21 protein-coding genes and 1 pseudogene are annotated in these 24,076 nt (G+C 72.9%); 14 read left to right on the top strand and 8 right to left on the bottom strand.

Annotated elements, in window-relative coordinates; translation table 11 throughout:
- The first annotated feature begins 26 nt into the window (after positions 1-26).
- Positions 27-806: an exodeoxyribonuclease III gene (locus ACFYMP_RS22330; RefSeq protein WP_388860374.1), complete on the top strand. Its 780-nt coding sequence runs from the start codon at positions 27-29 to the stop codon at positions 804-806.
- Positions 807-829: 23 nt separating this feature from the next.
- Here the strand turns inward: ACFYMP_RS22330 and ACFYMP_RS22325 are convergent, their stop codons facing one another.
- Complete coding sequence (locus ACFYMP_RS22325) at positions 830-2,629, bottom strand: GDSL-type esterase/lipase family protein (protein WP_388860371.1); 1,800 nt, start codon at positions 2,627-2,629, stop codon at positions 830-832.
- A gap of 224 nt (positions 2,630-2,853) precedes the next feature.
- Between ACFYMP_RS22325 and ACFYMP_RS22320 the strand changes: the two genes are divergently transcribed.
- The 5 genes from ACFYMP_RS22320 (at position 2,854) to ACFYMP_RS22300 (ending at position 6,749) form a co-directional block, all read left to right on the top strand.
- On the top strand, positions 2,854-3,339 hold the full coding sequence (locus ACFYMP_RS22320) for a DUF6278 family protein (protein ID WP_388860368.1): 486 nt from the start codon (positions 2,854-2,856) through the stop codon (positions 3,337-3,339).
- Positions 3,340-3,472: 133 nt separating this feature from the next.
- Positions 3,473-4,216, top strand: a complete 744-nt coding sequence (locus ACFYMP_RS22315) for an amino acid ABC transporter ATP-binding protein (protein ID WP_388860365.1) — start codon at positions 3,473-3,475, stop codon at positions 4,214-4,216.
- A gap of 14 nt (positions 4,217-4,230) precedes the next feature.
- On the top strand, positions 4,231-5,142 hold the full coding sequence (locus ACFYMP_RS22310; protein WP_388860362.1) for a glutamate ABC transporter substrate-binding protein: 912 nt from the start codon (positions 4,231-4,233) through the stop codon (positions 5,140-5,142).
- A gap of 60 nt (positions 5,143-5,202) precedes the next feature.
- Entirely contained in the window at positions 5,203-5,847 is a 645-nt protein-coding gene (locus ACFYMP_RS22305; RefSeq protein WP_388860359.1) for an amino acid ABC transporter permease, read from the top strand.
- Positions 5,844-6,749: an amino acid ABC transporter permease gene (locus ACFYMP_RS22300; RefSeq protein ID WP_388860356.1), complete on the top strand. Its 906-nt coding sequence runs from the start codon at positions 5,844-5,846 to the stop codon at positions 6,747-6,749. The genes ACFYMP_RS22305 and ACFYMP_RS22300 overlap by 4 nt, the downstream gene beginning before the upstream one ends.
- A 52-nt stretch (positions 6,750-6,801) precedes the next feature.
- On the opposite strand, the gene ACFYMP_RS22295 is transcribed toward ACFYMP_RS22300, so the two are convergent.
- Positions 6,802-8,364, bottom strand: a complete 1,563-nt coding sequence (locus ACFYMP_RS22295) for a CocE/NonD family hydrolase (RefSeq protein ID WP_388860353.1) — start codon at positions 8,362-8,364, stop codon at positions 6,802-6,804.
- Between the two features lie 222 nt (positions 8,365-8,586).
- A complete protein-coding gene (locus ACFYMP_RS22290; RefSeq protein WP_388860350.1) occupies positions 8,587-9,342 on the bottom strand; it encodes a hypothetical protein in 756 nt (251 codons plus the stop codon).
- Between the two features lie 354 nt (positions 9,343-9,696).
- Between ACFYMP_RS22290 and ggt the strand changes: the two are divergent.
- A pseudogene (ggt, locus tag ACFYMP_RS22285) lies at positions 9,697-11,445 on the top strand (gamma-glutamyltransferase); the annotation flags it as partial.
- A 96-nt stretch (positions 11,446-11,541) separates the two neighbouring features.
- Here ggt and map read toward each other — a convergent pair.
- Positions 11,542-12,309 carry a type I methionyl aminopeptidase gene (map, locus tag ACFYMP_RS22280; protein WP_388860347.1) on the bottom strand — a complete coding sequence of 256 codons (768 nt, stop codon included), beginning with the start codon at positions 12,307-12,309 and terminating at the stop codon, positions 11,542-11,544.
- A gap of 76 nt (positions 12,310-12,385) precedes the next feature.
- Between map and ACFYMP_RS22275 the strand changes: the two genes are divergently transcribed.
- Positions 12,386-12,649 (top strand): helix-turn-helix domain-containing protein, encoded by a 264-nt coding sequence (locus tag ACFYMP_RS22275; RefSeq protein ID WP_388860344.1) that lies wholly within the window; start codon positions 12,386-12,388, stop codon positions 12,647-12,649.
- Positions 12,650-12,752: 103 nt separating this feature from the next.
- On the opposite strand, the gene ACFYMP_RS22270 is transcribed toward ACFYMP_RS22275, so the two are convergent.
- Together ACFYMP_RS22270 and ACFYMP_RS22265 are read right to left on the bottom strand one after the other, a co-directional pair.
- Positions 12,753-13,613 carry a hypothetical protein gene (locus ACFYMP_RS22270; RefSeq protein WP_388860341.1) on the bottom strand — a complete coding sequence of 287 codons (861 nt, stop codon included), beginning with the start codon at positions 13,611-13,613 and terminating at the stop codon, positions 12,753-12,755.
- Entirely contained in the window at positions 13,610-13,783 is a 174-nt protein-coding gene (locus ACFYMP_RS22265) for a hypothetical protein (protein ID WP_388860339.1), read from the bottom strand. The genes ACFYMP_RS22270 and ACFYMP_RS22265 overlap by 4 nt, the downstream gene beginning before the upstream one ends.
- A 540-nt stretch (positions 13,784-14,323) precedes the next feature.
- On the opposite strand from ACFYMP_RS22265, the gene ACFYMP_RS22260 reads away from it, so the two are divergent.
- The 5 genes from ACFYMP_RS22260 to hydA all read left to right on the top strand — a co-directional run bounded on the left by ACFYMP_RS22260 (position 14,324) and on the right by hydA (position 20,089).
- On the top strand, positions 14,324-14,728 hold the full coding sequence (locus ACFYMP_RS22260) for a PPOX class F420-dependent oxidoreductase (RefSeq protein ID WP_388860336.1): 405 nt from the start codon (positions 14,324-14,326) through the stop codon (positions 14,726-14,728).
- A gap of 154 nt (positions 14,729-14,882) precedes the next feature.
- Positions 14,883-16,208, top strand: coding sequence for a hypothetical protein (locus ACFYMP_RS22255; RefSeq protein ID WP_388860333.1), 1,326 nt, complete (start codon positions 14,883-14,885; stop codon positions 16,206-16,208).
- Between the two features lie 175 nt (positions 16,209-16,383).
- Positions 16,384-17,226 carry a nitrilase-related carbon-nitrogen hydrolase gene (locus tag ACFYMP_RS22250; protein ID WP_388860330.1) on the top strand — a complete coding sequence of 281 codons (843 nt, stop codon included), beginning with the start codon at positions 16,384-16,386 and terminating at the stop codon, positions 17,224-17,226.
- Positions 17,223-18,506 (top strand): aspartate aminotransferase family protein, encoded by a 1,284-nt coding sequence (locus ACFYMP_RS22245; RefSeq protein WP_388860327.1) that lies wholly within the window; start codon positions 17,223-17,225, stop codon positions 18,504-18,506. Before ACFYMP_RS22250 ends, ACFYMP_RS22245 begins: the two co-directional genes overlap by 4 nt.
- Positions 18,507-18,682: 176 nt before the next feature.
- Complete coding sequence (gene hydA, locus ACFYMP_RS22240; RefSeq protein WP_388860324.1) at positions 18,683-20,089, top strand: dihydropyrimidinase; 1,407 nt, start codon at positions 18,683-18,685, stop codon at positions 20,087-20,089.
- A gap of 68 nt (positions 20,090-20,157) precedes the next feature.
- Here hydA and ACFYMP_RS22235 read toward each other — a convergent pair whose 3' ends face one another.
- Positions 20,158-21,537 carry a family 43 glycosylhydrolase gene (locus ACFYMP_RS22235; protein WP_388860321.1) on the bottom strand — a complete coding sequence of 460 codons (1,380 nt, stop codon included), beginning with the start codon at positions 21,535-21,537 and terminating at the stop codon, positions 20,158-20,160.
- 261 nt (positions 21,538-21,798) lie between these two features.
- Positions 21,799-23,094 (bottom strand): MFS transporter, encoded by a 1,296-nt coding sequence (locus ACFYMP_RS22230; protein WP_388860318.1) that lies wholly within the window; start codon positions 23,092-23,094, stop codon positions 21,799-21,801.
- 795 nt (positions 23,095-23,889) lie between these two features.
- On the opposite strand from ACFYMP_RS22230, the gene ACFYMP_RS22225 reads away from it, so the two are divergent.
- A complete protein-coding gene (locus ACFYMP_RS22225) occupies positions 23,890-24,033 on the top strand; it encodes a tryptorubin family RiPP precursor (protein WP_388860315.1) in 144 nt (47 codons plus the stop codon).
- Positions 24,034-24,076: the final 43 nt, after the last annotated feature.

Here is a 24,076-nt window from a genome sequence, read left to right as displayed (position 1 = left end):
CCGAGCCGCCCGGTAGGTTGGTCGGCATGCGTATCGCCACCTGGAACGTGAACTCGATCACCGCTCGCCTCCCGCGGCTGCTGGCCTGGCTGGAGGCGAGCGGCACGGACGTGCTGTGCGTGCAGGAGACCAAGACGACGGCCGAGGGCTTCCCCACCGAGGCCCTGCGCGAGCTGGGCTACGAGGCCGCCGTCAACGCCACGGGCCGCTGGAACGGTGTCGCGGTGATCTCCCGCGCGGGCCTCGACGACGTCGTCACCGGGCTGCCCGGCGGCCCTCTGTACGAGGGGGTCGAGGAGCCCCGGGCGGTCGCCGCGACCTGCGGTCCGGTGCGGGTGTGGTCGGTGTACGTGCCCAACGGCCGGGAGATCGGCCACGAGCACTACGCGTACAAGCTCCAGTGGTTCGAGGCGCTCAAGGCCGCCGTCCTGGGCGACGCCCAGGGCTCCCGGCCCTTCGCCGTGCTCGGGGACTACAACGTCGCGCCCACCGACGAGGACGTGTGGGACCCGGCCGTCTTCGAGGGGGCCACCCACGTCACCCCGCCCGAGCGCGCCGCCCTCGCGGACCTGCGCGCCGCCGGGCTCCACGACGTCGTGCCGCGCCCCCTGAAGTACGACCGTCCCTATACGTACTGGGACTACCGCCAGCTCGCCTTCCCGAAGAACCGGGGCATGCGCATCGACCTCGTGTACGGCAACGCGGCCTTCCAGAAGGCGGTCGGCGACTCCTACGTGGACCGCGAGGAGCGCAAGGGCAAGGGCGCCTCCGACCACGCGCCCGTCGTCGTCGACCTCGACGTCTAGGCGCGGGGCCCCACCGGTCCCGGTCATCTCCCGGCGAGCCGGCGCAGCTCTCCCAGGTCGAAGCGGGCGGCCATGGCGCTGAGGCCCGCCGCGTTCGGATGCAGCCCGTCGCCGCTGTCGAACCCGGGGCGCAGCCGCCCGGGACGCGCGGGGTCGGTCACCGCCCGGTCGAAGTCCACGACCCCGGCGAAGTCCCCGCCCCCCGAGCGCAGCCAGGAGTTGACCTCGCGGCGCCCGGCCTCGACGGCGGGCGTGCACCGCCGCTCGCCCCCGCACGGAGTGAGGGTCGCGGCGAGCACGGGAAGGCCGCGGTCCCGGGAGCGCCTCGCGATCTCCTTCAGTTCCGCGATCACCTCGGACGCCTTCGAGCCCCAGCGCAGGTCGTTCAGGCCGAGGTACACCACGGCGACGCGCGGCGCGGTCTGCGCGAACAGGTCGCGGTCGAGCCGGCTGGCCACGCGCACCCCGCTCGTGTCCGGGCTCAGCCCGTCGCCCGGGTAGCGGTCGGCCAGCAGCCGGTTGGCGGTGAGCCCCTGGTTGAGCACCCCGTAGCGCGGCACCGCCTCCTGCGCCTCCAGACGCCGCGACAGGGCGTCCGTCCACCGCTGGTTCCCGCCCTCGTCCGTATGCGCGCCGACCGTCGTGGAGTCGCCCAGCGCCACGACCGAACCGGGCCCGGCCGCGACGTCGACCCCGGTGAGCAGCGGCCAGTCGTCCAGCGAGCCCTCGAAGGCCGTGCCGTCCCGGTCCCGCGTGTGGTCCTCGTCGCCGTCGGCGCTGACGTACGAGGTCTGCACCGCCGCCGTGCGCACCGGCAGCGAGCGCACGGTGCCCGGCAGGCGCAGACTGACCAGCAGATCGCTGTCCGGCGGAACCTCGAAGCCGAGCGGATCGCTGCGCACCTGCGTCCCCGCCGCGAGCGTGGTGCCCGCCTCCCCGCCGAACCGGAGCGGACGGGGCCGGGACTTCGCGGAGGCGCCCGAGGACCGGACGGCGATCGACGCGCCGGAGATCCGCACCGGGCCGTCCGCGAAGGTGTTGTCCAGACGCACGCGCACCCGCGAACCCCCCGCCGAGGAGTGCACCACCAGCCGCAGGGTGCGGTCCTTCCACGGGCCGACCCGGACGCGGGCCGCGGTGGCCGCCGACCAGCTCCCCGTCCAGCCCGTCGCGGGCTTCGTCACCGAGAGCGCGAAGACGTGCAGTACCGGGCCCCCGGCCGCCGGCCGCGGCAGCGTCACCGCGCGCACCGTCCTGCCGCGCTCCACCGGCACGGTCACGGTGTACAGACGCGGGCGCGCCCCGCTACGGCCCCGCGGCGTGTGCAGGGAGTCCAGAGCCACCGACTTGGTAGCGAGCGGTCCCGAGCGCCAGTCCGGGGCCGCGAGCCGGTAGCGGGAGTGAGACCCGTCCGTGTAGTGCACGAGGCCCCGCCCCGAGGCCGGGCCGCCGGTCGCCGCGACCAGGAAGGCGAGCGCCGCGCCCCGGCCGGAGACCGCCACCCGCTGTCCGTCCGCACGCACGTTGTCCGGCTGTCCGGGGCTCCTCGCGGGCAGCCGCAGCCGGGCCCCCGCGACGGTCACCTCGTGCCCCGGCCGCCAGCCCGCCCTGGCGAGCGCTCCGGCCGACAGCGAGCGCCCCGACCCGTCGAAGTCGGCGGCCGAAGGGTGCCGTGCCGAGCTGATGGCCCGGTTGTCGAACAGCCGGTGCAGGGGCTGGGCGGTCTGGGCCTGCGGGGGCGCCGCCGTCGTCGGAGAGGTCAGCAGCAGGGCCGAGCCGAGCAGCGCCGACACGGAGGCGGCCCTGCGGACGGGTCTGCGCACGAGTGTCCCCTTCCCTGGTTTTCCCTGGTTCCCGGCGGCCGCCGGCCCCGCCGACGCCCGCCCGCCTGTCGTCGGAGTCCTGGTGTCGTCGGACTCCTGCCCAGAAAATCACCCGTAAGAGTCTTGGCCGGTGTGAGATTGACCGGTAGCGCCGCCGGTGCGTTCCGTGTCCGGCCGTGCGCGCCCTGTGGTGCCGGGCGCGGCCCGGATGCGAGGGTGGGCCCATGAGGATTCCGTTGCCGGGCAAGTGGCACAAGCGGCAGGGCGCGGCGACCGGACGTCCGGCCGGGGCCCCCCAGGCGCAGGCCCCCACCGCCGGGCCCCGCCCGGTCGCCGCCCTGCTGGAGGACGATCCGCAGGTCGCGGTCGAACTGTTCGGCGAATGCGAGCTGTTGCGCTCGGAGGCGGCCGAGGCAGGCGTCGAACTCGACGACTCCGCAGAGTCGTTGAGCGCCCTCGACCAGTTGCTGCCGCGCTGGCGCGCGGACCCCGAGGTGCTCACCTGGCTCGGCAACGACGCGGGGCTCTACCTCGGGACCGTCCTCGTGCGCACCGTGCCCGGGGCGGTCTGGCGCATCGGTACGGACGGCTTCCCGGTCGTATCGCTCTCCAGCGGGAGGCAGTTGCGGGTCGTCGAGGACGGGCGCGACTGGGCCGAGACCGGCGCTCCCGAACTCTCCCAGGTCTACGGCGAGGTCTCCGAACCCTGAGCCGCCCCCCGCCCCCGGCCCAACGGGTGGAAATACGGTTATTGCCCCCTTGTGCGTGTCGCCCGCCAAGCCCCGCAGACGGATGGGTAGTTTGCGCGGACCGACACAGCTACGAGTGGGCAGGTCTTTGCCGATGGCCGTCGATCCGTTGATCGAGCTGCGCGACGTCAACAAGTACTACGGGGAGCTGCACGTACTTCAGGACATCGATCTCACCGTGCACCGCGGGGAGGTGGTCGTGGTCATCGGCCCCTCGGGTTCGGGCAAGTCGACGCTGTGCCGCACGATCAACCGGCTGGAGACCATCGAGTCCGGCACCATCACCCTGGACGGCCGGCCGCTGCCCGAGGAGGGCAGGGCACTCGCCGGGCTGCGGACCGAGGTCGGCATGGTCTTCCAGTCCTTCAACCTGTTCGCGCACAAGACGGTCCTCCAGAACGTGTCGCTGGCCCCCGTCAAGGTCCGCCGCCGCAAAGTCCAGGAGGCCGACCGCCGCTCCAGGGAACTCCTCGACCGCGTCGGCCTCGCCGGCCAGGCCGACAAGTACCCCGCCCAGCTCTCCGGGGGCCAGCAGCAGCGGGTGGCCATCGCCCGCGCCCTCGCCATGGACCCCAAGGCGCTCCTGTTCGACGAGCCGACCTCCGCCCTCGACCCGGAGATGATCAACGAGGTCCTGGAAGTGATGAGGCGGCTGGCCGAGGACGGCATGACGATGGTCGTGGTGACCCACGAGATGGGCTTCGCGCGCTCGGCCGCCAACCGTGTCGTGTTCATGGACGGCGGCCGGATCGTCGAGGACCGCACCCCCGAGGACTTCTTCAACCGCCCGGAGAGCGAACGGGCCAAGGACTTCCTCTCCAAGATCCTCAAGCACTGAGGGGGGACGCCACCATGAACCGCATCCGTCCGCTTCTCGCCGCCCTGCTGCTCGCCACGGCCCTGCTCGCCGCCGGCTGCGGCAAGGAGGGCAGCCCCCCGGCCAAGGGGCCGAGGGCCGACCGGCTTCCCGACTACCGGGTGGCCACCGGCTTCCGGCTCGCCGGCTCGCCGACCTGGCGCAAGGCCAAAGCACGCGGCCGGCTGCTCGTGGGCGTCAAGGAGGACCAGCCGTACCTGGGGGAGAAGGACCCGTCCAGCGGGGTCTACTCCGGCTTCGACATCGAGATCGCCAAGATGATCGCCGCGGGTCTCGGCTTCGCGCCGCGCCAGATCTCCTTCCGTACGATCGCCTCCGCCAACCGCGAGACCTCCCTGCAGAACGGTCAGATCGACTACTACGTCGGCACCTACACCATCAACGACAACCGCAAGAAGCTCGTGGGCTTCGCGGGGCCGTACTACCTGGCCGGCCAGGGGCTGCTGGTGCGCAGCGACGAGCACGACATCAAGGGGCCCGCCGACCTCGACGGCAAACGCGTGTGCTCGGCGGCCGGCTCGACCCCCTACCAGCGCATCCAGGCGGACTACCCGAAGGCCGACCTCGTCTCCTACGACACCTACTCGATCTGTGTGGACAACCTGCTGACGTATCAGGTGGACGCGGTCACCACCGACGACTCGATCCTGCTGGGCTACGCGGCGAAGGTGCCCGACGAGCTCAAGGTCGTCGGCAGGCCCTTCTCGAAGGAGCCGTACGGCGTGGGCCTGCCCCGCGGGGACACGGCGCTGCGCTTCGCGGTGGACGACGTCCTCGCCGCCGGGGAGCGGGACGGCACCTGGAAGAAGGCGTACGAGGCGACGCTCGGACTGTCCGGGGTGCCCGCGCCGAAACCGCCCGCCATCGACCGCTACCCCGCCGGCTGACCGGCTCCCCGCCGACCGGCCCCGGCGCACATCGCCCGCCCAGAAAGCACCACGCAGCCCATGGACGTACTGACAGAGAACTTCTCCACCTACGGAAAGGGGTTCCTCGGCACGGTCGAACTCACCGTCTACGCCTCGCTCCTGGCGCTCGCCCTCGGATTCCTCATGGCCTCCTTCCGGGCCGCCCCGGTCGGTTCGCTGCGGGCCATCGGCACGGCCTGGGTCACGATCCTGCGCAACACCCCGCTGACCCTGCTGTTCTTCGCGGTCGTGCTGGGACTGCCGCGCTTCGGACTGGTCCTGCCCTTCCAGCTGTTCGCGGTGCTGGCCCTGGGCTGTTACACCTCGGCGTTCATCTGCGAGGCGCTGCGTTCGGGCATCAACACCGTGCCCAGGGGGCAGGGCGAGGCGGCCCGCTCCCTGGGCATGACCTTCGGCCAGACGCTCACCACCGTCGTCCTGCCGCAGGCATTCCGTTCGGTCATCTCACCCGTGGGGTCCAATCTGATCGCGCTCGCCAAGAACTCCGCCATCGCCGGGGCCTTCAGCGTCACCGAACTGCTCGGTACCTACAAAACGCTCAACGAACTCGGCTTCAACATCATCTGGACCTTCGTCTGGATCGCGGTGGGCTATCTCCTCGTCACGCTGGCCATCAGCGCCCTGTTCGCCCTCATGGAGAAGCGCTGGGGGGTGGCCCGGTGAGGGGCACCACCGCCCGGCGCGGCACGGGAGGTCCCGGCGCGCTCTACGACGTCCCCGGGCCGCGTACCCGGCGCAGGCACGCGCTGTACGCGGTGCTCTCGACCGCCGTGATCCTCGCGGTCATCGGCTGGGTCCTCTACCTGCTCTTCGACACCGACCAGTTCACCGCCACCAAATGGACCCCCTTCGAGTACGTCGGCATCCAGGAACTGCTCCTGCGCGGCCTCGGCAACACGCTCAAGGCGTTCGCCCTCTCGGCCGTGCTGGCCCTCGCCCTCGGCACCGTGCTGGCCGTCGGCCGGCTGTCCGAGCACCGCCCGGTGCGCTGGGTGGCGACCGTACTGGTCGAGTTCTTCCGGGCGATGCCGGTGCTGGTGATGATCTTCTTCGTCTTCGTGGCGCTGAAGGTGCAGCCGCTGCCCGCCCTGGTGACCGGGCTGACCCTCTACAACGGCTCGGTCCTCGCGGAGGTGTTCCGGGCCGGGATCAACTCGGTCGAGCGCGGACAGCGCGAGGCCGCCTACGCCCTGGGGATGCGCAAGACCCAGGTCATGACGCACGTCCTGATCCCGCAGGCGGTCCGCGCGATGCTGCCCTCGATCATCAGTCAGCTGGTGGTGGCCCTCAAGGACACCTCGCTGGGGTTTTTGATCACCTATGAGGAGTTCCTCCATGCCGGGAAACTGATCGCCTCGAACCTCGACTACGATTTGCCCTTCATCCCCGTGGTGATGGTCATTTCGCCCGTCTACATCGGGATGTGCATGCTGCTCTCCTGGTTCGCCCACTGGGTGGCCCGAAGGGAGCGGCACAACCCCAGGACGGAGGCCGCGGCCGTGCCACCGGCCGCTCCAGGGACGCTGCTGCCGGGAGGCCCCCCGGGCTCCCCCCGGGCCCGCTGAGGGGGACGGGACAGCAGTCTGGGGCAGTGGCCCGCCCGGCAGCAGCCGGTGATCACTGTTCGCGCAGCGGTACCGACAGGTAGGAAGGGTCGGCCGCGGGCGAGGAGAAGGTCAGCTGCGCGCCGGTCGGGTTGTGCTCGATGTAGAGCGGGTCCACCGTGTCGACGACCAGGGCGAGGCGGTGTCCGGACGGCACGTCGTAGGCCGTGGAGAACAACTCGAGGTCCACGCCGAAGGGCTGTCCGGGCGTCCGCCCGTGGAAGGTGTACGGCGCGTTGCTGACCAGCTTGCCGAGGCCGAGCGGCCCCACGTCGTAGAGGTACGCGACGAGGGTGCCGCTCTCCTTGGTCGGGGTGAGCGTCGTGTGCAGCTTCACGGTCCCGCGCACCCGCTGCTCGCTGTCGTACTTCTCCGACTGCCACACGGCGGCCCACAGGCGCGGCAGCAGTGGGACCGAGACCGTGGGCGGAAGCTTGATCAACTGGTCCAGGGCGTTCGACAGCAGGGTGATCCCGCCGTTCGCCCCCGAGTCGACGTTGGCCCGCACGGTCTGGCTGCCCGCCAGGTCCAGCTTGCGGCGGTCGGCGCCGACCGACTTCCAGTCCGGGTAGTTCTCGTAGCCCCCGCCCGAGCGCGAGGACAGGCGCACCGGCGCCTCCCCGGCGACGCCGTTGTCCTCGCCCTTGAGGTAGTGGTCGAACCAGCGACGGGTGTCGGTCCAGGTGTCGTTGGGCAGGCCGAGCAGCCCGGTCGCCTCGGCGGTCGCGTGGTCGCCCGGACGCAGCTCCAGTCGCTTGGGGCCGCTCAGCTTCTCGAAGAAGTCGGCGTACTGGTTGGGCGGGAAGATGGTGTCCCCCCACGCGTTGCCCAGGAACACGGCCGGCTTGTTGCGCCGCAGCCCGTCGAGGTAGGTCGCGGGGGAGCGCAGCTTGCCCCACGCGATCATCTCGTCCTCCTTGCCGAGGTTCGAGCCGAGGAAGTCCGCGAGAACCTGCTGGAGTTCGGCGCTCGGCCGGCCGGTCAGGTAGCCGGAGCCCCCGAGCAGCGTGGTGGCCATCGCGTGCTGGGTGCGCCCGCTGTAGATGGAGTCGATGAGGTCGCCCCAGCCACTCAGCGCCGCGACCGCCTTGATCCGCGGGTCGTGCGCGGCGGCCAGCAGGCTGATCCCGGCGCCGTAGGAGACCCCGGCCATCCCGACGTGCTCCGGGTCGGCGGCGGTGTTGGCGAGGGCCCAGTCGATGACGGCGGAGGCGTCCGCGACGTCCTCGGGGCCGCCCACCTCGATCTCGCCGCCGGACTGCCAGAAGCCCCGCGAGTTGTAACTCACCACGATGTAGCCGGTGTCGGCGAGTTTCTGGGCCTGGGCGAGGTACTCGACCTGCGGGATCGCCCAGCTTGTCGGCAGGACGACGACGGGGTGTGCGGCGCCCGTCCCGGAGTCGGCCGGGCTGACCACGTTGGCCTTCAGGACGGTCCCGCCCTCCCCGGCGATGTCCACGAAACGGATGGTCGTGGGGGCGGCGGAGGCGGGGGGAGCGGCGAGCGCCCCCGAGGCCAGGAGAGCCGCCGAGAACGTGCCGATCGCCGCCGTGCGCAGCCGTGCGTTCTGTCGCATGGATCACTCCTCCACTGAGGTGAGCGCAGCCTTACGCGACGGTAACTTTGTGGGCTTACCGCAGGTAACCGGTCGGTAGGTTACGCGCGGGTAACGATTTGGTGTGTCCACGACCGCCTCCCGGCGGCTCGCGCCTGCCGCGAGCGGCCCGCGCCCGCCCCGTCACGGTCCACGGCGACTGCCTCACCCGTGCCCGCCCCGTCACGGTCCACGGCGACCGTGTCACCCGCGCCCCTCTCGCTCGCCCTCGCCGCTCACCACCGGGGCGGGCGCGGTGGTCGCGAGGGCCGTCACGTCGGCGATCGGCTCCACGACGTCCGGGCCGTAGGCCGCCGAGTTCACCACCCTGAGCAGCAGCACGAAGGAGTCGCCGCCGTAGCGCCGGTGCAGCCGGTCGTGGTGGCGGGCGAGGTAGCGGGTGCCCGCCTGGTTGGCCACCGAGCGCTGACCGCAGATCAGGAACACCGGCCGTTGTCCGCCCGAGCCCGCCAGACGCGCCAGGAGCACGTGCTCGCTCTGCCCGCGCACCATCGGGTAGTGCTCCCCGCCGATCCGGAACGCGGCCTGCCCGGGACCGGGTCCGGCCTCGGCGGAGACGCTTATCCCGGGCAGCATGGCCGCTATGTGGGCGGCCGTCCTGCGATTCGAGACGGGTCCGCCCAGGCAGAACTCGGCGCGCTCCCCGAAACCCTGTCGCGCCCCGTCGTGCGTGAGTACCTCCGCGTGCGCCCCGCACTCCTGGATCAGCGCCGACAGTTCCAGCAGGGCGAACACGTCCTCGCGGGACACCGAGGACTCCGGGCCCGCGACCTTCCGGTTGACCACGAGCACGCACTCCGCGTTCGGCGGCAGCCCGAAGAAGTTCCGCTTGCGCCGCAGCCTCCGGCGCCACACCGCCGTACGGGCGAGCCAGCCGAGGGCGGCGCTGAGGGCCGAGGCGATCAGCCCGAGGGCGATATTGCGCACGTCGTCGTTCATGGCCGCGCATGGTAGCGCTACGACGCGCTGGTGTCCGAGGGTGTCCTGGCCGCGTAGGTGCACTCAAGTTACGCTGCGCGGACGGCTGTTGACTGGAGGTACGGATGTCCCACCCCGCCGCGCGGCGCACCCGGCGCCCGCGTTCCCGCACGTTGCTCTCCCTGACCGCGGTGGTCGCGGGGCTGCTCTCGGTCGGGGCGGGGCCCCCCCGCCCCCCCCCCCCCGGCCCCCCCCCCCCCCCCCCCCCCCCCCCCCCCCCCGGGGCCCGGGGCCGGCGGGGCCGCCCCCCCCCCCGGCCCCCGGGCGCCCCCGGGGGGGCGCCCCCGGGGGGGGGGGGGGGGGGGGGGGGGGGGGGGGGCGGCCCCCCCCCCCCCCCCCCCGCCGCAGGGCCACCCCGGCCCCGCCCCGGCGAAGGAGCCCGTCGCGGCCGGGTACGGCGGCGCCGTCTCCAGCGTCGACGCGGACGCCTCCGCCGCCGGTATCGAGGTCCTGCGCAAGGGCGGCAACGCCGTCGACGCCGCCGTCGCGACCGCCGCCGCGCTCGGGGTCACCGAGCCGTACTCCTCGGGGCTCGGGGGCGGCGGGTACTTCGTGTACTACGACGCCCGCAGCCACCGGGTCCGCACTCTGGACGGACGTGAGACGGCCCCGCTGAGCGCCGGCAAGGACCTCTTCCTGGAGGACGGGAAACCGCTGCCGTTCGCCGACGCGGTCACCAGCGGTCTGAGCGTGGGCACGCCGGGCACCCCAGCCACCTGGGAGGGCGCGCTGCGCAACTGGGGCTCGAAGCCGCTGCGAACGGTCCTGGCCCCCGCCACGCGTCTCGCCCGCGAGGGGTTCACGGTCGACGCGACCTTCCGTCAGCAGACCGCCGACAACGAGGCCCGCTTCAAGGACTTCCCGGCCACCGCCGACCTGTTCCTGCCGGGCGGCGCCCCGCCGCGGGTCGGCAGCACCCTCAAGAACCCCGATCTCGCGCGCACCTACGAGGAGCTGTCCCGCAAGGGGCTGGGCAGCCTCTACGGCGGGAAGCTCGCCCAGGACATCGTGCGCACCGTCAACAAGCCTCCTGTGGCGCCGGGTTCGTCCCGTACAGCGCGCCCGGGGAAGCTGTCCCTCAAGGACCTGCGGGCCTACCGCGCCAAGTACCAGGAGCCCAGCCACACCGACTACCGGGGACTGGACGTCTACTCCATCGCCCCCTCCTCCTCCGGCGGCACCACGGTCGGTGAGGCCCTCAACATCCTGGAGAACGAGAACCTCTCGAAGCTGTCCCAGGAGCAGTACCTGCACCACTACATCGAGGCGAGCCGCATCGCCTTCGCGGACCGGGGGCGGTGGGTCGGCGACCCCGCCTTCGAGAAGGTCCCGGCCAAGGAACTGCTGTCCCAGGGCTTCGCCGACTCGCGGGCCTGCCTCGTGCGCGAGGACTCCGTCCTCAAGAGCCCGCTGGCCCCGGGCGACCCGCGCCGGCCGCAGTCCTGCGCCACGGCGGGCAAGGCGGCGCCGACCACGTACGAGGGGGAGAACACCACCCACCTCACCACCGCCGACAAGTGGGGCAACGTCGTCGCCTACACCCTCACCATCGAGCAGACCGGCGGCAGCGGCATCACCGTGCCCGGACGCGGCTTCCTGCTCAACAACGAGCTGACCGACTTCTCCTTCGCCCCGGCCAGTGCGGAGGTGCCCGACCCGAACCTGCCGGGACCGGGGAAGCGTCCGCGCTCCTCGATCGCGCCCACCATCGTCCTGAAGCACGGGAAGCCCGTGGTCGCGCTCGGTTCACCGGGCGGGGCCACCATCATCACGACGGTGCTCCAGACGCTCACCGGTTTCGTGGACCGGGGACTGCCCCTGGTCGACGCGATCGCCGCCCCCCGCGCCAGTCAGCGCAACGCCGCCACCACCGAACTCGAACCGGGCCTCTACAACAGCCCGTTGAGGGGCAAGCTGGAGGCGATCGGGCACTCCTTCACACAGAACCCGGAGATCGGCGCCGCCACCGGTGTCCAGCGCCTGAAGGACGGCCGCTGGCTCGCCGCGGCCGAACCGGTACGCCGGGGCGGCGGCTCGGCGATGGTCGTGCGCCCCGCCGGCTGAGCCCCTCCCGCTGAGGGGCCGGGCGTGTCACACCGGCCTCTCGGCGGGAAGCGTCCCCGGACACCGGACCGGGGCCGGGGGACCGGAGCGCGGGGCTCAGGGCGCCGTGAGAATCCTCGGCCCCGCGTCCGTGATCGCCACGGTGTGCTCGACGTGGGCGGCACGCGAACCGTCCTCGGTGCGCAGCGTCCATCCGTCCGGGTCGGTGCGGAACCCGTCCCCGCCGCCGGCGATGAGCATGGGCTCGATGGCGAGCACCAGACCGTGCCGCAGGGGCAGTCCGCGCCCGGCCGGCCCCTCGTTGGGCACCGAGGGGTCCTCGTGCATCTGGCGGCCCACGCCGTGGCCCCCGAAACCGTCCATGATGCCGTAGCCGGCCCCCCGGCACACCGTGCCCACCGCGTGGGCGATGTCCCCGATGCGGTTGCCCACGGTCGCGGCCGCGATCCCCGCCGCGAGCGCCCGCTCGGCCGTCTCGATCAGCCGGAGGTCCTCCGGGCGCGCGGTGCCCACGGTGAAACTGACGGCCGCGTCCCCGGCCCAGCCCTTCAGCGTGGCGCCGAAGTCCGCGCTGACCAGATCCCCGTCCCGCAGCCGGTAGTCCGTCGGGATGCCGTGCACGATCGCGTCGTTCACCGAGACGCACAGCGTCGCCGGGTACGCGGTCGCGGCGAAGTGCGGCCGGTAGCCGAGGAAGGGCGAACCTGCGCCCGCCTCGCGCAGCACCTCGTGCGCCACCTCGTCCAGTTCCCGCAGGCTGATCCCGACCGCCGCCGACTTCCGTACCGCCGCGAGGGCGCGTGCCACGACCCGCCCCGCCTCCCGCATCGCGTCCAGGGAGGCATTCGTCTTGAGTTCGATCATGCCAATTAATATACCGGCCTTGAATGGGTGCTCACGCCCGGGACACAAGCGCGCCTCCCCGGCTTAAGATGGCCGCATGGTCCGTACTCCCCTCACCCCCGCCGAACGGGCCCGTGGCGAGCGACTGGGCCGGTTGCTGCGGGAGGCGCGCGGTGCGCGCAGCATGACGGCGGTCGCCGCCGAGGCCGGTGTCTCGGCCGAGACGCTGCGCAAGATCGAGACCGGCCGCGCCCCCGCACCCGCCTTCTTCACCGTCGCCGCCCTCGCCGCCGCCCTGGGCCTCTCGCTCGACGCCGTCAACGAGGCGTGCGCGCCCTTGCCCTTGGGCGCGACGGCCTGAGGGCGAAGATCCTGACGGGTTCGCGCGCGGCCGTGCCGTCACTGATGCCCTGACGCCTCGCGCGCCCGGAGGGTTAAGTGGTGGTTTTCGCGGTGCCTGCCGCTCAGCCCAGGAAGGCGGTCAGGGATGCGCCCAGCGCCTCGGTGAACGCCTCCCGCGCGGGCTCCTCAAGCAAGTGCAGCGACAGATACGGGTTGAGGTCCTCAAGCTCCACGAGCAGCAGTTCCCCGGCCGCCGTACGGCAGGCGTCGACCCGCTGGACGCCGTGCTCCAGCGTGTTCCAGCGGATGAAGCGGTGGGCGAACTCCAGGTCGGCCGCGCTGGGTTCGTAGGGGGCGAGTTCCCAGCGCCGCAGCGGGTCCGGCGCGTACAGGGCGTACTGGAAGGCGTCGTCCACGAAGCAGAAGGACACCTCGTAACGGAACGGGACGTACGGCTGGACCAGCGTCCCCGGCCCGGCCTCGGTCGCGAGGGCGGAGCGGGGCAGCCGGCGCAGCCCCACCGAGTCCGCCCCGTCGACCGGCTTCACGACGTACTCCCGGGCCGCGGGCAGGGCGTCCAGGTCCCCGCCGCCGCGCACCGTCGGGATCACCGGCAGCCCGGCCGACGCCATCTCCACGAGGTAGTTCTTGCCCGCCATGTCGCCCCGCCCGGTGAGCGGGTTGTACACCCGGGTGCCGCGCCGCAGCGCCTCGGCCCGGAATTGCGCGTACTCCTCGCGGTAGTACAGGACCGGGCCGCTGTTGCGCACCAGGACGCCGTCGAAGCCGTCCATGAGCGCCACCGCGTCCCTCGGGTCGCACAGGGCGACGCGGAAGAGCTGTCGCAGCCGCGCGGACAGGCCGAGGTCCTCGTCGGCGTAGCGGCGTCCGGCGGCCCGGTAGGCGAGGTCGGTGACGTACAGCAGGTGCGGCCGGGCGTCCGCCGGCCCGGTCCGTGACGCCGCGCCCCGACGCGTGCTCACGCCTCCGGGGCCCCGGGGCGCGCGGCGGTGTCGGCCGGGGCGGCGTGCGTCCTGCTCATCTCGATGCGCAGCGGCACCACCACACAGGCCACGGCGGTGGCCAGCAGCGCCACGAACAGGAACACCCAGTCCGGGCACGGCACCGTCGCCGCCAGCGCTGAGTGGATCATGGGTGGCTCTTCCCTTCATCGGCTTCGCGGACGACCGGCGCGCAGCCCTCCTTCGGGCGGATGCCCGCCGGGACGGGCCGTCATGCGCGCGCGCCCGCATACAGAATGGCCGTGACCTGCCGGTAACGGAAAGCCGGAGAGGAATCTTGTCGGGAAACGACCCGAAGATCACCTTCAGGTCACGACCGGGGCGGGCCCGGGAAGCGCGGATACCCGCGCGGGTCCGTCCCGGCGACCGCTGGGAAGGGGCAGGACACGCTCGACGCCGGAGCGCGGGGGCGCGCCCTCCGTCGAGGTGGCGGTGTCGGAGCGGGCGAGCGGCCAGGGCGCCGTCGTCCGCGAACCGCCGGCGGGGGAGTCGGGGGCCGTCTGGGACGCGGCAGGCGTGCGCGGAGCGGAGCGCTCAGAGTGCGGCTGTCGCCAACGTCGTCCCCAAGAGGCGGCCACAGCGCGGGGAACACGGGGATCAAGTCACGTACTCGCGGCTGCCGCGCTCCGCGGGGCCGTGCCGACGTTCCCGGTGCGGCCTACTCTTTCCCCATGGACCTCGACGCACTGGGCCGCGCCCGCTATGTGAGCCTCACGACCTACCGCAAGGACGGCACCGGGGTGGCGACCCCCGTGTGGGCCGCCGTGGAGGGCGGGGAGCTGCTCGTGTGGACCCGGGAGGACTCGTGGAAGGTCAGGCGGCTGCGCCGCGACCCCCGTGTCCTGGTCGCGCCGTGCGATGTGCGCGGTCAGGTGGCCGAGGACGCGCCGCGAGCCACCGGCACCGCGCGACTGCTGACCGGGGACGGCCTGACGCGGGTGCGTAGGACGCTCGCCCGCAAGTACACCTGGCAGTTCTGGCTCACCGACAAGCCCGCCGCCCTCGTGCGGCGCGGGAAGCGGCCCCATGTGGGCATCGCCGTCACCTTCGGCGAGGGCACCACGACGGCCGGCTGAGCGCGCGCCGACCGCGTCGAACCCGCCGGAAAACGGGCCGTAGCCCGGACGTAACACGGTGGGTGTTTCCTTCCCCCCTGAACGGCGACGGTCTGTGGGGGCGGTAATGGCTGCGGAACAACTCCCGGTATCCGCATGGGAATCCGTACACACCTTGGTCGGTACGGCCATCGAGGACTTCACCCGGGACTGGCGCGCCTTGCTGGCCCGGGTCGACCAGGGCTCCGGCTGGTGCGGGGTCTTCTGGGAGCGGGACCCCGACGGTATGCGGGCCTGTCTGGAGGGCGCGGAGACCCCGCCCTGGGACGTGGTGGACGCCGTCCTGCTCGACCTCGCCGCGCAGGAGGCCCCCGGCGCGGCGCGCCTCTACGCCCCCCGCTTGCGCGCCGGCTACGCGGCCGCCCTCGCCGCCCGCGACGCGCTGCCCGGGGCCGCCGCCCAACTGGCGCAGCGGCTCCCGGTGATGGAGGAGGAGCACCGCTACGCGGCGCGCCGTGCCCGGGAACTCGAACGGACCCTGGACGCCGCGCCCGCACAGGAGCGGGCCGAGCCCCTGCGCCGCGAACTGGCCTGGGCCCGCGACGATCTGGCGCGGGCCGCGGCCCGCTGCGCCGAACTGCGCGCCCGGCTGGAGCGGCTGCCGGCCGCCGCTCCGGCCGGCGCCGAGGAGGAGTCCCGGCACCCCGTGCCCCCAGCGGCGGGTACGCGACGGGCACCCGCCGACGGGCAGGCCGCCACCGCCCCGCAGGCGCACAAGAAGCGTCCGCGGGGCGCCCGCTTCGCCGGGATCGACGACGCCCTGCTCGAACCGGCGGCCCCCGTCCCTCCGGCAGCCGCTCCCGCCCCCGCGGCGGCGGGTACGCGCGCGCCGCGCGGCGCGCGCTTCGCCAACGGCGCCCCCGACGAGCCCCGGTCCACCGGGCGCCCCGCCACCCCGGCCGAGGACCCGGCGACCACCCGGGCCGCCCACGACCTGATCGCCCGGCTCTCCGCCCTGCGGACGAGCGACCGGGGCGGCGAGGCGCACGCCCTGCTCGTGGCGGCGGCCCACTGGAAGCCGCAACAACTCCCCTATCTGGCACAGTGCTTGACGGGTTCAGGGCTCGGCGCGGACTGGGGGACGGTGCTGTGGGAGGCCGCCGCCCTGCCGGTACGGCAGCTCGTGGAACTCGCGGGCGCCCTGGACGCGGCGGGCCGTGCCGGGGACGCGGGCCAGCTCCTGCGCCAGGGCGTCGTACGCCCCGCCCGCGAGACGACCGAGGCCCTGCTCGCACTCGACGCCGACGGGCGGCGGGCCGAGGCCCGCGGGCTCGCGAGCGCCTTCGTCCGCTCCAGGACCCCGGAGGACAGCGCGCGGCTCGCCGGGGCCGCGCCCGGACGGCTCGTCCCGCTCCTGCTCGAAGCCGCCCGCTCGGTCTCCCCGGGCCGTCACGACGACCTCGTCCACGCCCTGCGGGTGGCCGGACTGAGCACCGCGTGAACCGCCTGACACCCGGGGCGGGGGCCGCTCACCCGTTGGGGTGCGAAACGGGATCGACTGCGTCGGTTGACGGCGGCGGTCTTGCCCCGTGCCGGGGCGAGGCTTACGTTCGTGGCTCTACGGCCCGCCTCTACGGGCGTAGAAGCTCTCTGACGTCCCGTCGAAGGAGCAGGGCATGGCTTCCGTCGTACGCGCCGCACTGGTCCAGGCAAGCTGGACCGGCGACACCGAGTCCATGATCGCCAAGCATGAGGAACACGCCCGCGAGGCCGCCCGGCAGGGCGCGGCAATCATCGGGTTCCAGGAGGTCTTCAACGCCCCGTACTTCTGCCAGGTGCAGGAGGAGGAGCACTACCGCTGGGCCGAACCGGTGCCCGACGGGCCGACGGTGACCCGCATGAGGGAACTCGCCCGCGAGACCGGCATGGTCGTCGTGGTCCCGGTGTTCGAGGTCGAGCGCGAGGGCTTCTACTACAACACCGCCGCCGTCATCGACGCCGACGGTACCTACCTCGGCAAGTACCGCAAGCACCACCTGCCGCAGGTCAAGGGGTTCTGGGAGAAGTTCTACTTCCGCCCGGGAAACGCCGGCTGGCCGGTCTTCGACACCGCCGTCGGCCGCGTCGGCGTCTACATCTGCTACGACCGGCACTTCCCCGAGGGCTGGCGCCAACTCGGCCTGAACGGGGCGCAGATCGTCTACAACCCCTCGGCCACCTCGCGCGGGCTCTCGGCCTACCTGTGGCAGCTGGAACAGCCCGCCGCCGCCGTCGCCAACGAGTACTTCATCGCCGCGATCAACCGCGTCGGCCAGGAGGAGTACGGGGACAACGACTTCTACGGCACCAGCTACTTCGTCGACCCGCGCGGCCAGTTCGTCGGCGAGGTCGCGAGCGACAAGCAGGAGGAACTCCTCGTCCGCGACCTCGACCTGTCCCTCATCGACGAGGTGCGCCACCAGTGGGCCTTCTACCGCGACCGCAGGCCCGACGCCTACGAGGGCCTGGTGCAGCCGTGAGCGCGCTGCACAGCCGGCACCGCGCGGTCCTGCCGGACTGGCTCGCCCTCTACTACGAGCGACCCGTCGAGATCACGCACGGCGAGGGCCGCCACGTGTGGGACGCGGAAGGGCGGCGCTACCTCGACTTCTTCGGCGGCATCCTCACCACGATGACCGCCCACGCGCTGCCCGAGGTCACCAAAGCCGTCTCCGAGCAGGCCGGCCGTGTCATCCACTCCTCGACGCTCTACCTCAACCGGCCGATGGTCGAGCTGGCCGAGCGGATCGCGCGCCTCTCCGGCATCCCCGACGCCCGCGTCTTCTTCACCACCTCGGGCACCGAGGCCAACGACACCGCTCTGCTGCTGGCCACCGCCTACCGCCGCTCCAACCAGATCCTGGCGATGCGCAACAGCTACCACGGCCGCTCCTTCTCGGCTGTGGGGATCACCGGCAACGGCGGCTGGTCCCCGACCAGCCTCTCCCCGCTCCAGACCCTGTACGTGCACGGCGGCGTCCGTACCCGCGGGCCCTACGCGCACCTGGGCGACGGGGAGTTCATCGCCGCCTGCGTCGCCGACCTCAAGGACCTGCTCGGCCAGACACGGGGCGGGGTCGCCGCGCTGATCGCCGAACCGGTGCAGGGCGTCGGCGGGTTCACGATGCCGCCGGACGGGCTGTACGCCGCCTTCCGCGAAGTCCTCGCCGCACACGGCATCCTGTGGATCTCGGACGAGGTGCAGACCGGCTGGGGCCGTACCGGCGACCACTTCTGGGGCTGGCAGGCCCACGCCGCGGCAGGACCCCCCGACCTCATGACCTTCGCCAAGGGCATCGGCAACGGCATGTCTGTCGGCGGAGTGGTGGCCCGCGCCGAGGTCATGAACTGCCTGGACGCCAACTCCATCTCGACCTTCGGCGGCTCCCCGGTCACCATGGCGGCCGGCCTCGCGAACCTCTCCCACCTGCTGGAGCACGACCTCCAGGGCAACGCCCGCCGGGTGGGCGGACTGCTGCTCGAACTGCTGCGTGCCGAGGCCGCCGGGCTCCCGCACGTACGCGAGGTACGCGGCCGGGGGCTGATGATCGGCGTCGAACTCGTCCGTCCCGGCAGCGAGGAGGCCGACCCGGACGCCGCGAACGCCGTACTGGAGGCGGCCCGCGCGGCCGGCCTCCTCATCGGCAAGGGCGGCGGACACGACACCAGCGTGCTGCGCCTGGCCCCGCCCCTGAGCCTCACGGTCGCCGAGGCCGAGGAGGGGGCCGCCCTGCTCGGCCGGGCCCTGCGCGCGGTCTGAGCCTCGCCCGCACCCGCGCGGGGGAGCCGCCCCGGCCGTACCGCGTCTCCCCGCGTCCCGCGCGCCGCGCCGGGACGGCCCCGGCCTCCCGCAGGGGCCGTACGCCTGGGCCGTCCCGTCGACCGAATCCGCGTGCGTCCGCGCACGCCCGCAACCGAGGGAACGCACCCGAAGCCATGAGCGAACGCACCCTGATCCGCGGCGGACTCGTCATCACCGCCGCCGAGGAGACCCACGCCGACGTACTCGTCGAGGACGGGCGCGTCGCCGCGCTCGCCGCGCACGGATCCTCCGCCGCCGAGGGCTGGAGCGCCGGGCGCACCATCGACGCCACCGGGAAGTACGTGATCCCCGGCGGGGTCGACGGCCACACCCACATGGAGATGCCCTTCGGCGGCACCTTCGCCTCCGACACCTTCGAGACCGGGACCCGCGCCGCAGCCTGGGGCGGCACCACGACCGTGGTCGACTTCGTCGTGCAGAGCGTCGGCCGCCCGCTGCGCGAAGGGCTCGACACCTGGCACGCGAAGGCCGAGGGCAACTGCGCGATCGACTACGGCTTCCACATGATCCTCTCCGACGTCAACGACTCGACGCTCAAGGAGATGGACCTGCTGGTCGCCGAGGGCATCACGAGCTTCAAGCTCTTCATGGCCTACCCGGGGGTCTTCTACTCCGACGACGGGCGCATCCTGCGCGCCATGCAGCGGGCCGGCCGGAACGGCGGCCTGACGATGATGCACGCCGAGAACGGCATCGCGATCGACGTCCTGGTCGAACAGGCTCTCGCCGCCGGCCGCAGCGACCCCCGGTACCACGGGGAGGTGCGCAAGGCGCTGCTGGAGGCCGAGGCGACCCACCGCGCGATCCAGCTCGCCCGGGTCGCGGGCGAGGTCCCGCTCTACATCGTGCACGTCTCCGCCGAGGAAGCGCTCGCGGAGATCGCCGGGGCGCGCGACCGGGGCCTGAACGTCTTCGGCGAGACCTGCCCGCAGTACCTGTTCCTGTCCACCGACAACCTCGCGGAACCGGACTTCGAGGGCGCCAAGTACGTGTGCTCGACACCGCTGCGCCCCCGGGAGCACCAGGCCGCGCTCTGGCGTGGGCTGCGCACCAACGACCTCCAGGTGGTGTCGACGGACCACTGCCCGTTCTGCTTCAGCGGGCAGAAGGAACTGGGGCGCGGCGACTTCTCCAAGATCCCCAACGGTATGCCGGGCGTCGAGAACCGCATGGACCTCCTGCACCAGGCCGTCGTGGACGGGCACATCAGCCGCCGCCGGTGGATCGAGATCGCCTGCGCCACCCCGGCCCGGATGTTCGGCCTCTACCCGGGCAAGGGCACGATCGCCCCGGGGGCCGACGCCGACCTCGTCGTCTACGACCCGCGGGCCGAACAGGTCCTGTCCGCCCGGACGCACCACATGAACGTCGACTACTCCGCGTACGAGGGCAGGCGCGTCACGGGCCGCGTGGAGACCGTGCTCTCCCGGGGCGTCCCGGTGATCGAGGACCGCGCCTACGTCGGACAGGCCGGGCACGGGGTGTATCTGCCGCGCGGGGTGAGCCAGTACCTGAACTGACGGAGAGGGTCCCGCACGAGGGCGGCCGGGCCCCGAAGGGAGGTCCGGCCACCCCGTGACGGCAGTGGTCAGTGGCGGGACGGGCGGCCGCGGTCGCGGCGCTCGACGTACAGGCGGTCGCCGTGCGGACCCGTCCACTCCACCCGCACCACGCCGGGCACGGCCGCGTCGGCCACGCGCGACGGGCTGGACCAGTGGCCGAACGCCGGGTTGCGGAAAAACGTCGCCCACACCTGGCCGTCGGCGTCCCGGAAGAAGTTGTTGTGGCCCGCGCCCACCCCGGCGGTCCAGCGCCGCGAGTACGGGCCCTCGAAACGGTCCGCGACGGCGACCACCGCGTCGTACTGGTACTGCACGCGACCGGCGCCGGGGGTGTCGTAGCCCTGCCGCGTGCTGCCGTCGGCGTTGACCGAGGTGCGGTCCCAGGCGGCTTGCAGCAGGTAGTACTTGCCGCCGTGCTGGAACACGTACGCGCCTTCGAGGTACGGCTCGGGTGTGTAGGGCTGCTGCCGGAACGCGGGGAGGCCGGTCCGGGGGACGATGTCCTCCATGTCGTCGCTGAACCTGGCGTACAGGTTGTTGTGCAGCACCAGCCAGGCCCGGTCGTCCTCGGAGTACAGGCTGCCGTCGATGTGGTGGTAGGCGCCGGGCTCGATGAAGGCCGGCCCCCCGATGAACGAGTCACCGAAGGGCTTCTCCTCGTTGCCTCTCACGAGCCGGTACGGCCCCTCCACCCCGCCCTCGCTCACCAGCATGAACGAGCCGACCTTCTTCGAGTGGTCGCCCATGCACGCGACGAGGTACCACTTGTCCCGGAAGTAGTGCAGCTCGGGCGCCCACGCCTGACCGCGCTTGCCGAACTGCTCGTCGTACCAGTACTCCTGCCAGGGAGCGACGACCGTGCGGCCGGGCCGGTTCTCGCCGACGAACTCGGGCGACCACACCTTGCCCTTCTCCGCTCCGGGCCGTATACGGGTCGTGTCGGCCAGTTTCCACGGCCCGCGCAGGGAACGCGAGGTCCAGACGAAGAGGCCGTCGTTCCACGGAGCGGCGACCTCCAGACCGGGGACCCGGGTGGTGCCGGTGGCGACGTAGAGCGGACGGCCGTCCACGACGAAGCAGTTGACGTAGGTGTCCCGCATCCACACCACCCCGCGCTCCTTGTCACGGGGGCGCAGTTCCAGCGGGAGGACGAAGGAGTTGTCCTCGCGCGGCCACAGGTCGGGGCGGGTGTCCGCGAGACCGTACGGCTCGGGTTCGGGCCAGTTCGAGGGGTGCCGCCCGGCCGCCGGTGCCGGGGTCTGTGCCTGTGCCTGCGCGGGGGCGGCCTGGGCCGCGGACGCGGGCAGAGCCGTCGCCATGCCCACGCCCACCCCCATCCCGACGCCCGCGGCACCGGCCAGCAGGGACCGCCGGCCGACGGATGAGCCGTACTCGCTGCCGTTCATCAGTCACGTTCTCCTTCGTTCGACCAGTTCAGGACGCCCGTGGAGAGTCCGGGCGCCGCACCGGCCGTGCCGGGGAGCCGCCCTGGGGCGCCCTGCCGATCAGCATGCGAAGGCTGGTCGATCGCCGTCAACACCCGCCGATTTAATCCGGGCGGCCCGCTCTCGCGGCCTGTCGCCGTGCCGGTGTTCCCGCTGGTGGCGGGGGAAGTACCCGGCCGACCGGAACAATACGATCAGGTAACGGGGCCGTTCCCGGGCCGGTCAGCCGACCGCGGTGAGGCCCGGCGCCGGTTCCGGGTCGCGGTGCGCCACGGAAGGGCTGACGGCGGGGAGGGCCACCTGCCGCGGGCGCCCCGCGCGGCGGCCGTGGAGCAGCGCGCCCGAGGCGATCGCCCCGGCGACGAGCAGGCCGCCCGAGACGAGGGCGCCGCGCGCCCCGGCGTACTCCAGCAGCAGCCCCAGCAGGGGCGGTCCGGCCAGCCCCCAGCCGGTGCTCGCGCTGCGCCACACGCCGAGCACCCGTCCGCGCATCTCGGGTGGCGGGTCGGTCTGGAGCACCGTCGTCCCGGCGGTGTCGGACACGGACTCCACGACGGCCATCGGCACCACGAGCAGCAGGAGGACCACCAGACCGGGCGAGAGACCGGCCGCGACCTGGAGCAGCGCGCCGACCGAGGCCAGGGTGCCCACGAGCCGGACCGAGGGGTTCTGGAGCCGGCCCGCGAGCACCGCGCCGACGATGCCGCCGACGGCGAGGGTCGTGGAGACGGTGCCGAACTCGGCCCGTCCGGCGTGGAGCGGCCCGGTGACGAGCACGGCGAGCGTCAACTGGTAGTTGCGCCCGAACATCGCGCTGAGCCCGGTGATGCCGGCGAGGGCCACCAGCCGGGGGCGGCGCATGAAGTAGACGAGCCCCTCCCACGTGCCGGTGGAACGCGTCCTGCGCCGCCGCCTCCCGCCGCCGGGGTACCCGGACCCGGCGGCCCGGGTGGTCACCTGCCGCGTGGTCTGCGCCACCGGCTTCAGGAAGGGGATGACGGCCGCCACGAAGAGAAAGGAGACCCCGTTGGCCACATAGGCGGCGGAGGTGCCGACGGACCCCAGCGCGACGGCGGCCAGCGCGGTGCCGGCGAGACGGCCCGTGCTGTGCACGACCGAGCCCAGGGCGATGGCCGAGGGCACGTCCTTCCGCGGTACCAGATCGTTGCCCAGCAGCGAGGTGGCCGGTCCGTCGATGGTGTTGACCGTGCCGGTCACCGCCGCGAGCACCATGAGGGCCGGGAAGTCGAGCAGGCCCAGGCCCAGCAGTACGGCGGTGGAGAAGGCGACGAGGCCCAGCACGGCCTGGCTCACCGCGGCGGTGAGCTTGCGGGGCCACCGGTCGACGACCGCGCCACCCACGAGGCCGAGCAACAGACCGGGACCGGCCTGCACGGCCAGCGACAGGCCCGTCGCCGCGGCGGAACCGGTGATCTGGAGCACCAGCAGATTCTGCACCGTGAGCTGCATCCAGGTACCGGCGTTGGAGACGAGGTTGGCGAGGGACCACCAGCGCATGCTGGGCGTCCGCAGGCAGCGCCACGGGCTTCGGTCGGCTCCGCGGTCCTTCGCCGGGCGGCGGCCCGGACGCGGGAGGCGGGAGGCGCTGAGTCTTCCGGGGCGGGCCGGAGGCGTGGCCTCGGACGGAGCCGTGGGGGAGGAGGGGCCGGACAAGGGGAAGCACTTTCCGTAGGGAGACGGAACTTTTCCGTGGGAAGCGGGGAGAAGGACCGGTCTCCGCGGGACGTCCGCGAGGGGGGCTTCTCGGGCACGAGGCCCCGTCACGGTTCTGGAAACCCGCGGGGTGGCCGTCGGCATCACCTCATCTTCACAAAGGGCGGCCCGAGCCCGGAAGCGAGTGACCCGGCGCGTGGTGGCCAGGAGGAACGAATCCCCTGGTGAGCGGGGGTACGCATCGCCCGGTGGCATTCCTCACAGCACTCCGCCGGTCGCGATCCGTGCCCCGCCGGTCACGGGGACGGGCCAGGTTGCGGCGACGGACGCCGCACACGGCCCACGCGCGGGCGCGGACACCGGTGCGCCGTCACGTCCGGTAGCGGACCGGTTCCGGAGTGGCGGTCGCCGTACGCCCCCTCTGCGCCGCTGAACGCCCGAATTCTTTGCCGAGCATTTCCCGGGCGAGGGAATGGCGTACCCCGGTATTGGGCAGCAACTGCGCGTCCGTCGGAGAATTTGGGCGGTTTGGCGGCGGTTGGCCGACCGGCCGTGCCTCAACCCCGAAAGGCCGGTGATCTGCGCCATGTTGACACGCCTCGGCCGGTGCGGATTCACTTTCGGCGGCGCCGGAGGGAAATGCTGTTATCCGGCTTCCAGAGGTATGTCGTCCTGTCTGTCTCTCGCATCGGAGGTACGGCCATGAAGCTCCTCAACTCCCTCAAGAAGAAGATCGTCCCCGAAAAGAGCCTCAAGTCGTACGCCTGGTACATCTGGTACTGACCGGGCCGTCGGCGACACCAGCCGGTGAACTGAGCGGCGGGCC

Origin of the sequence: Streptomyces sp. NPDC007088, from assembly GCF_042869355.1 — a bacterium.
Taxonomy (GTDB): Bacteria; Actinomycetota; Actinomycetes; order Streptomycetales; family Streptomycetaceae; genus Streptomyces.
Note: the sequence above shows the minus strand (reverse complement) of the source record. Positions and strands in the feature narration are given on the sequence as shown.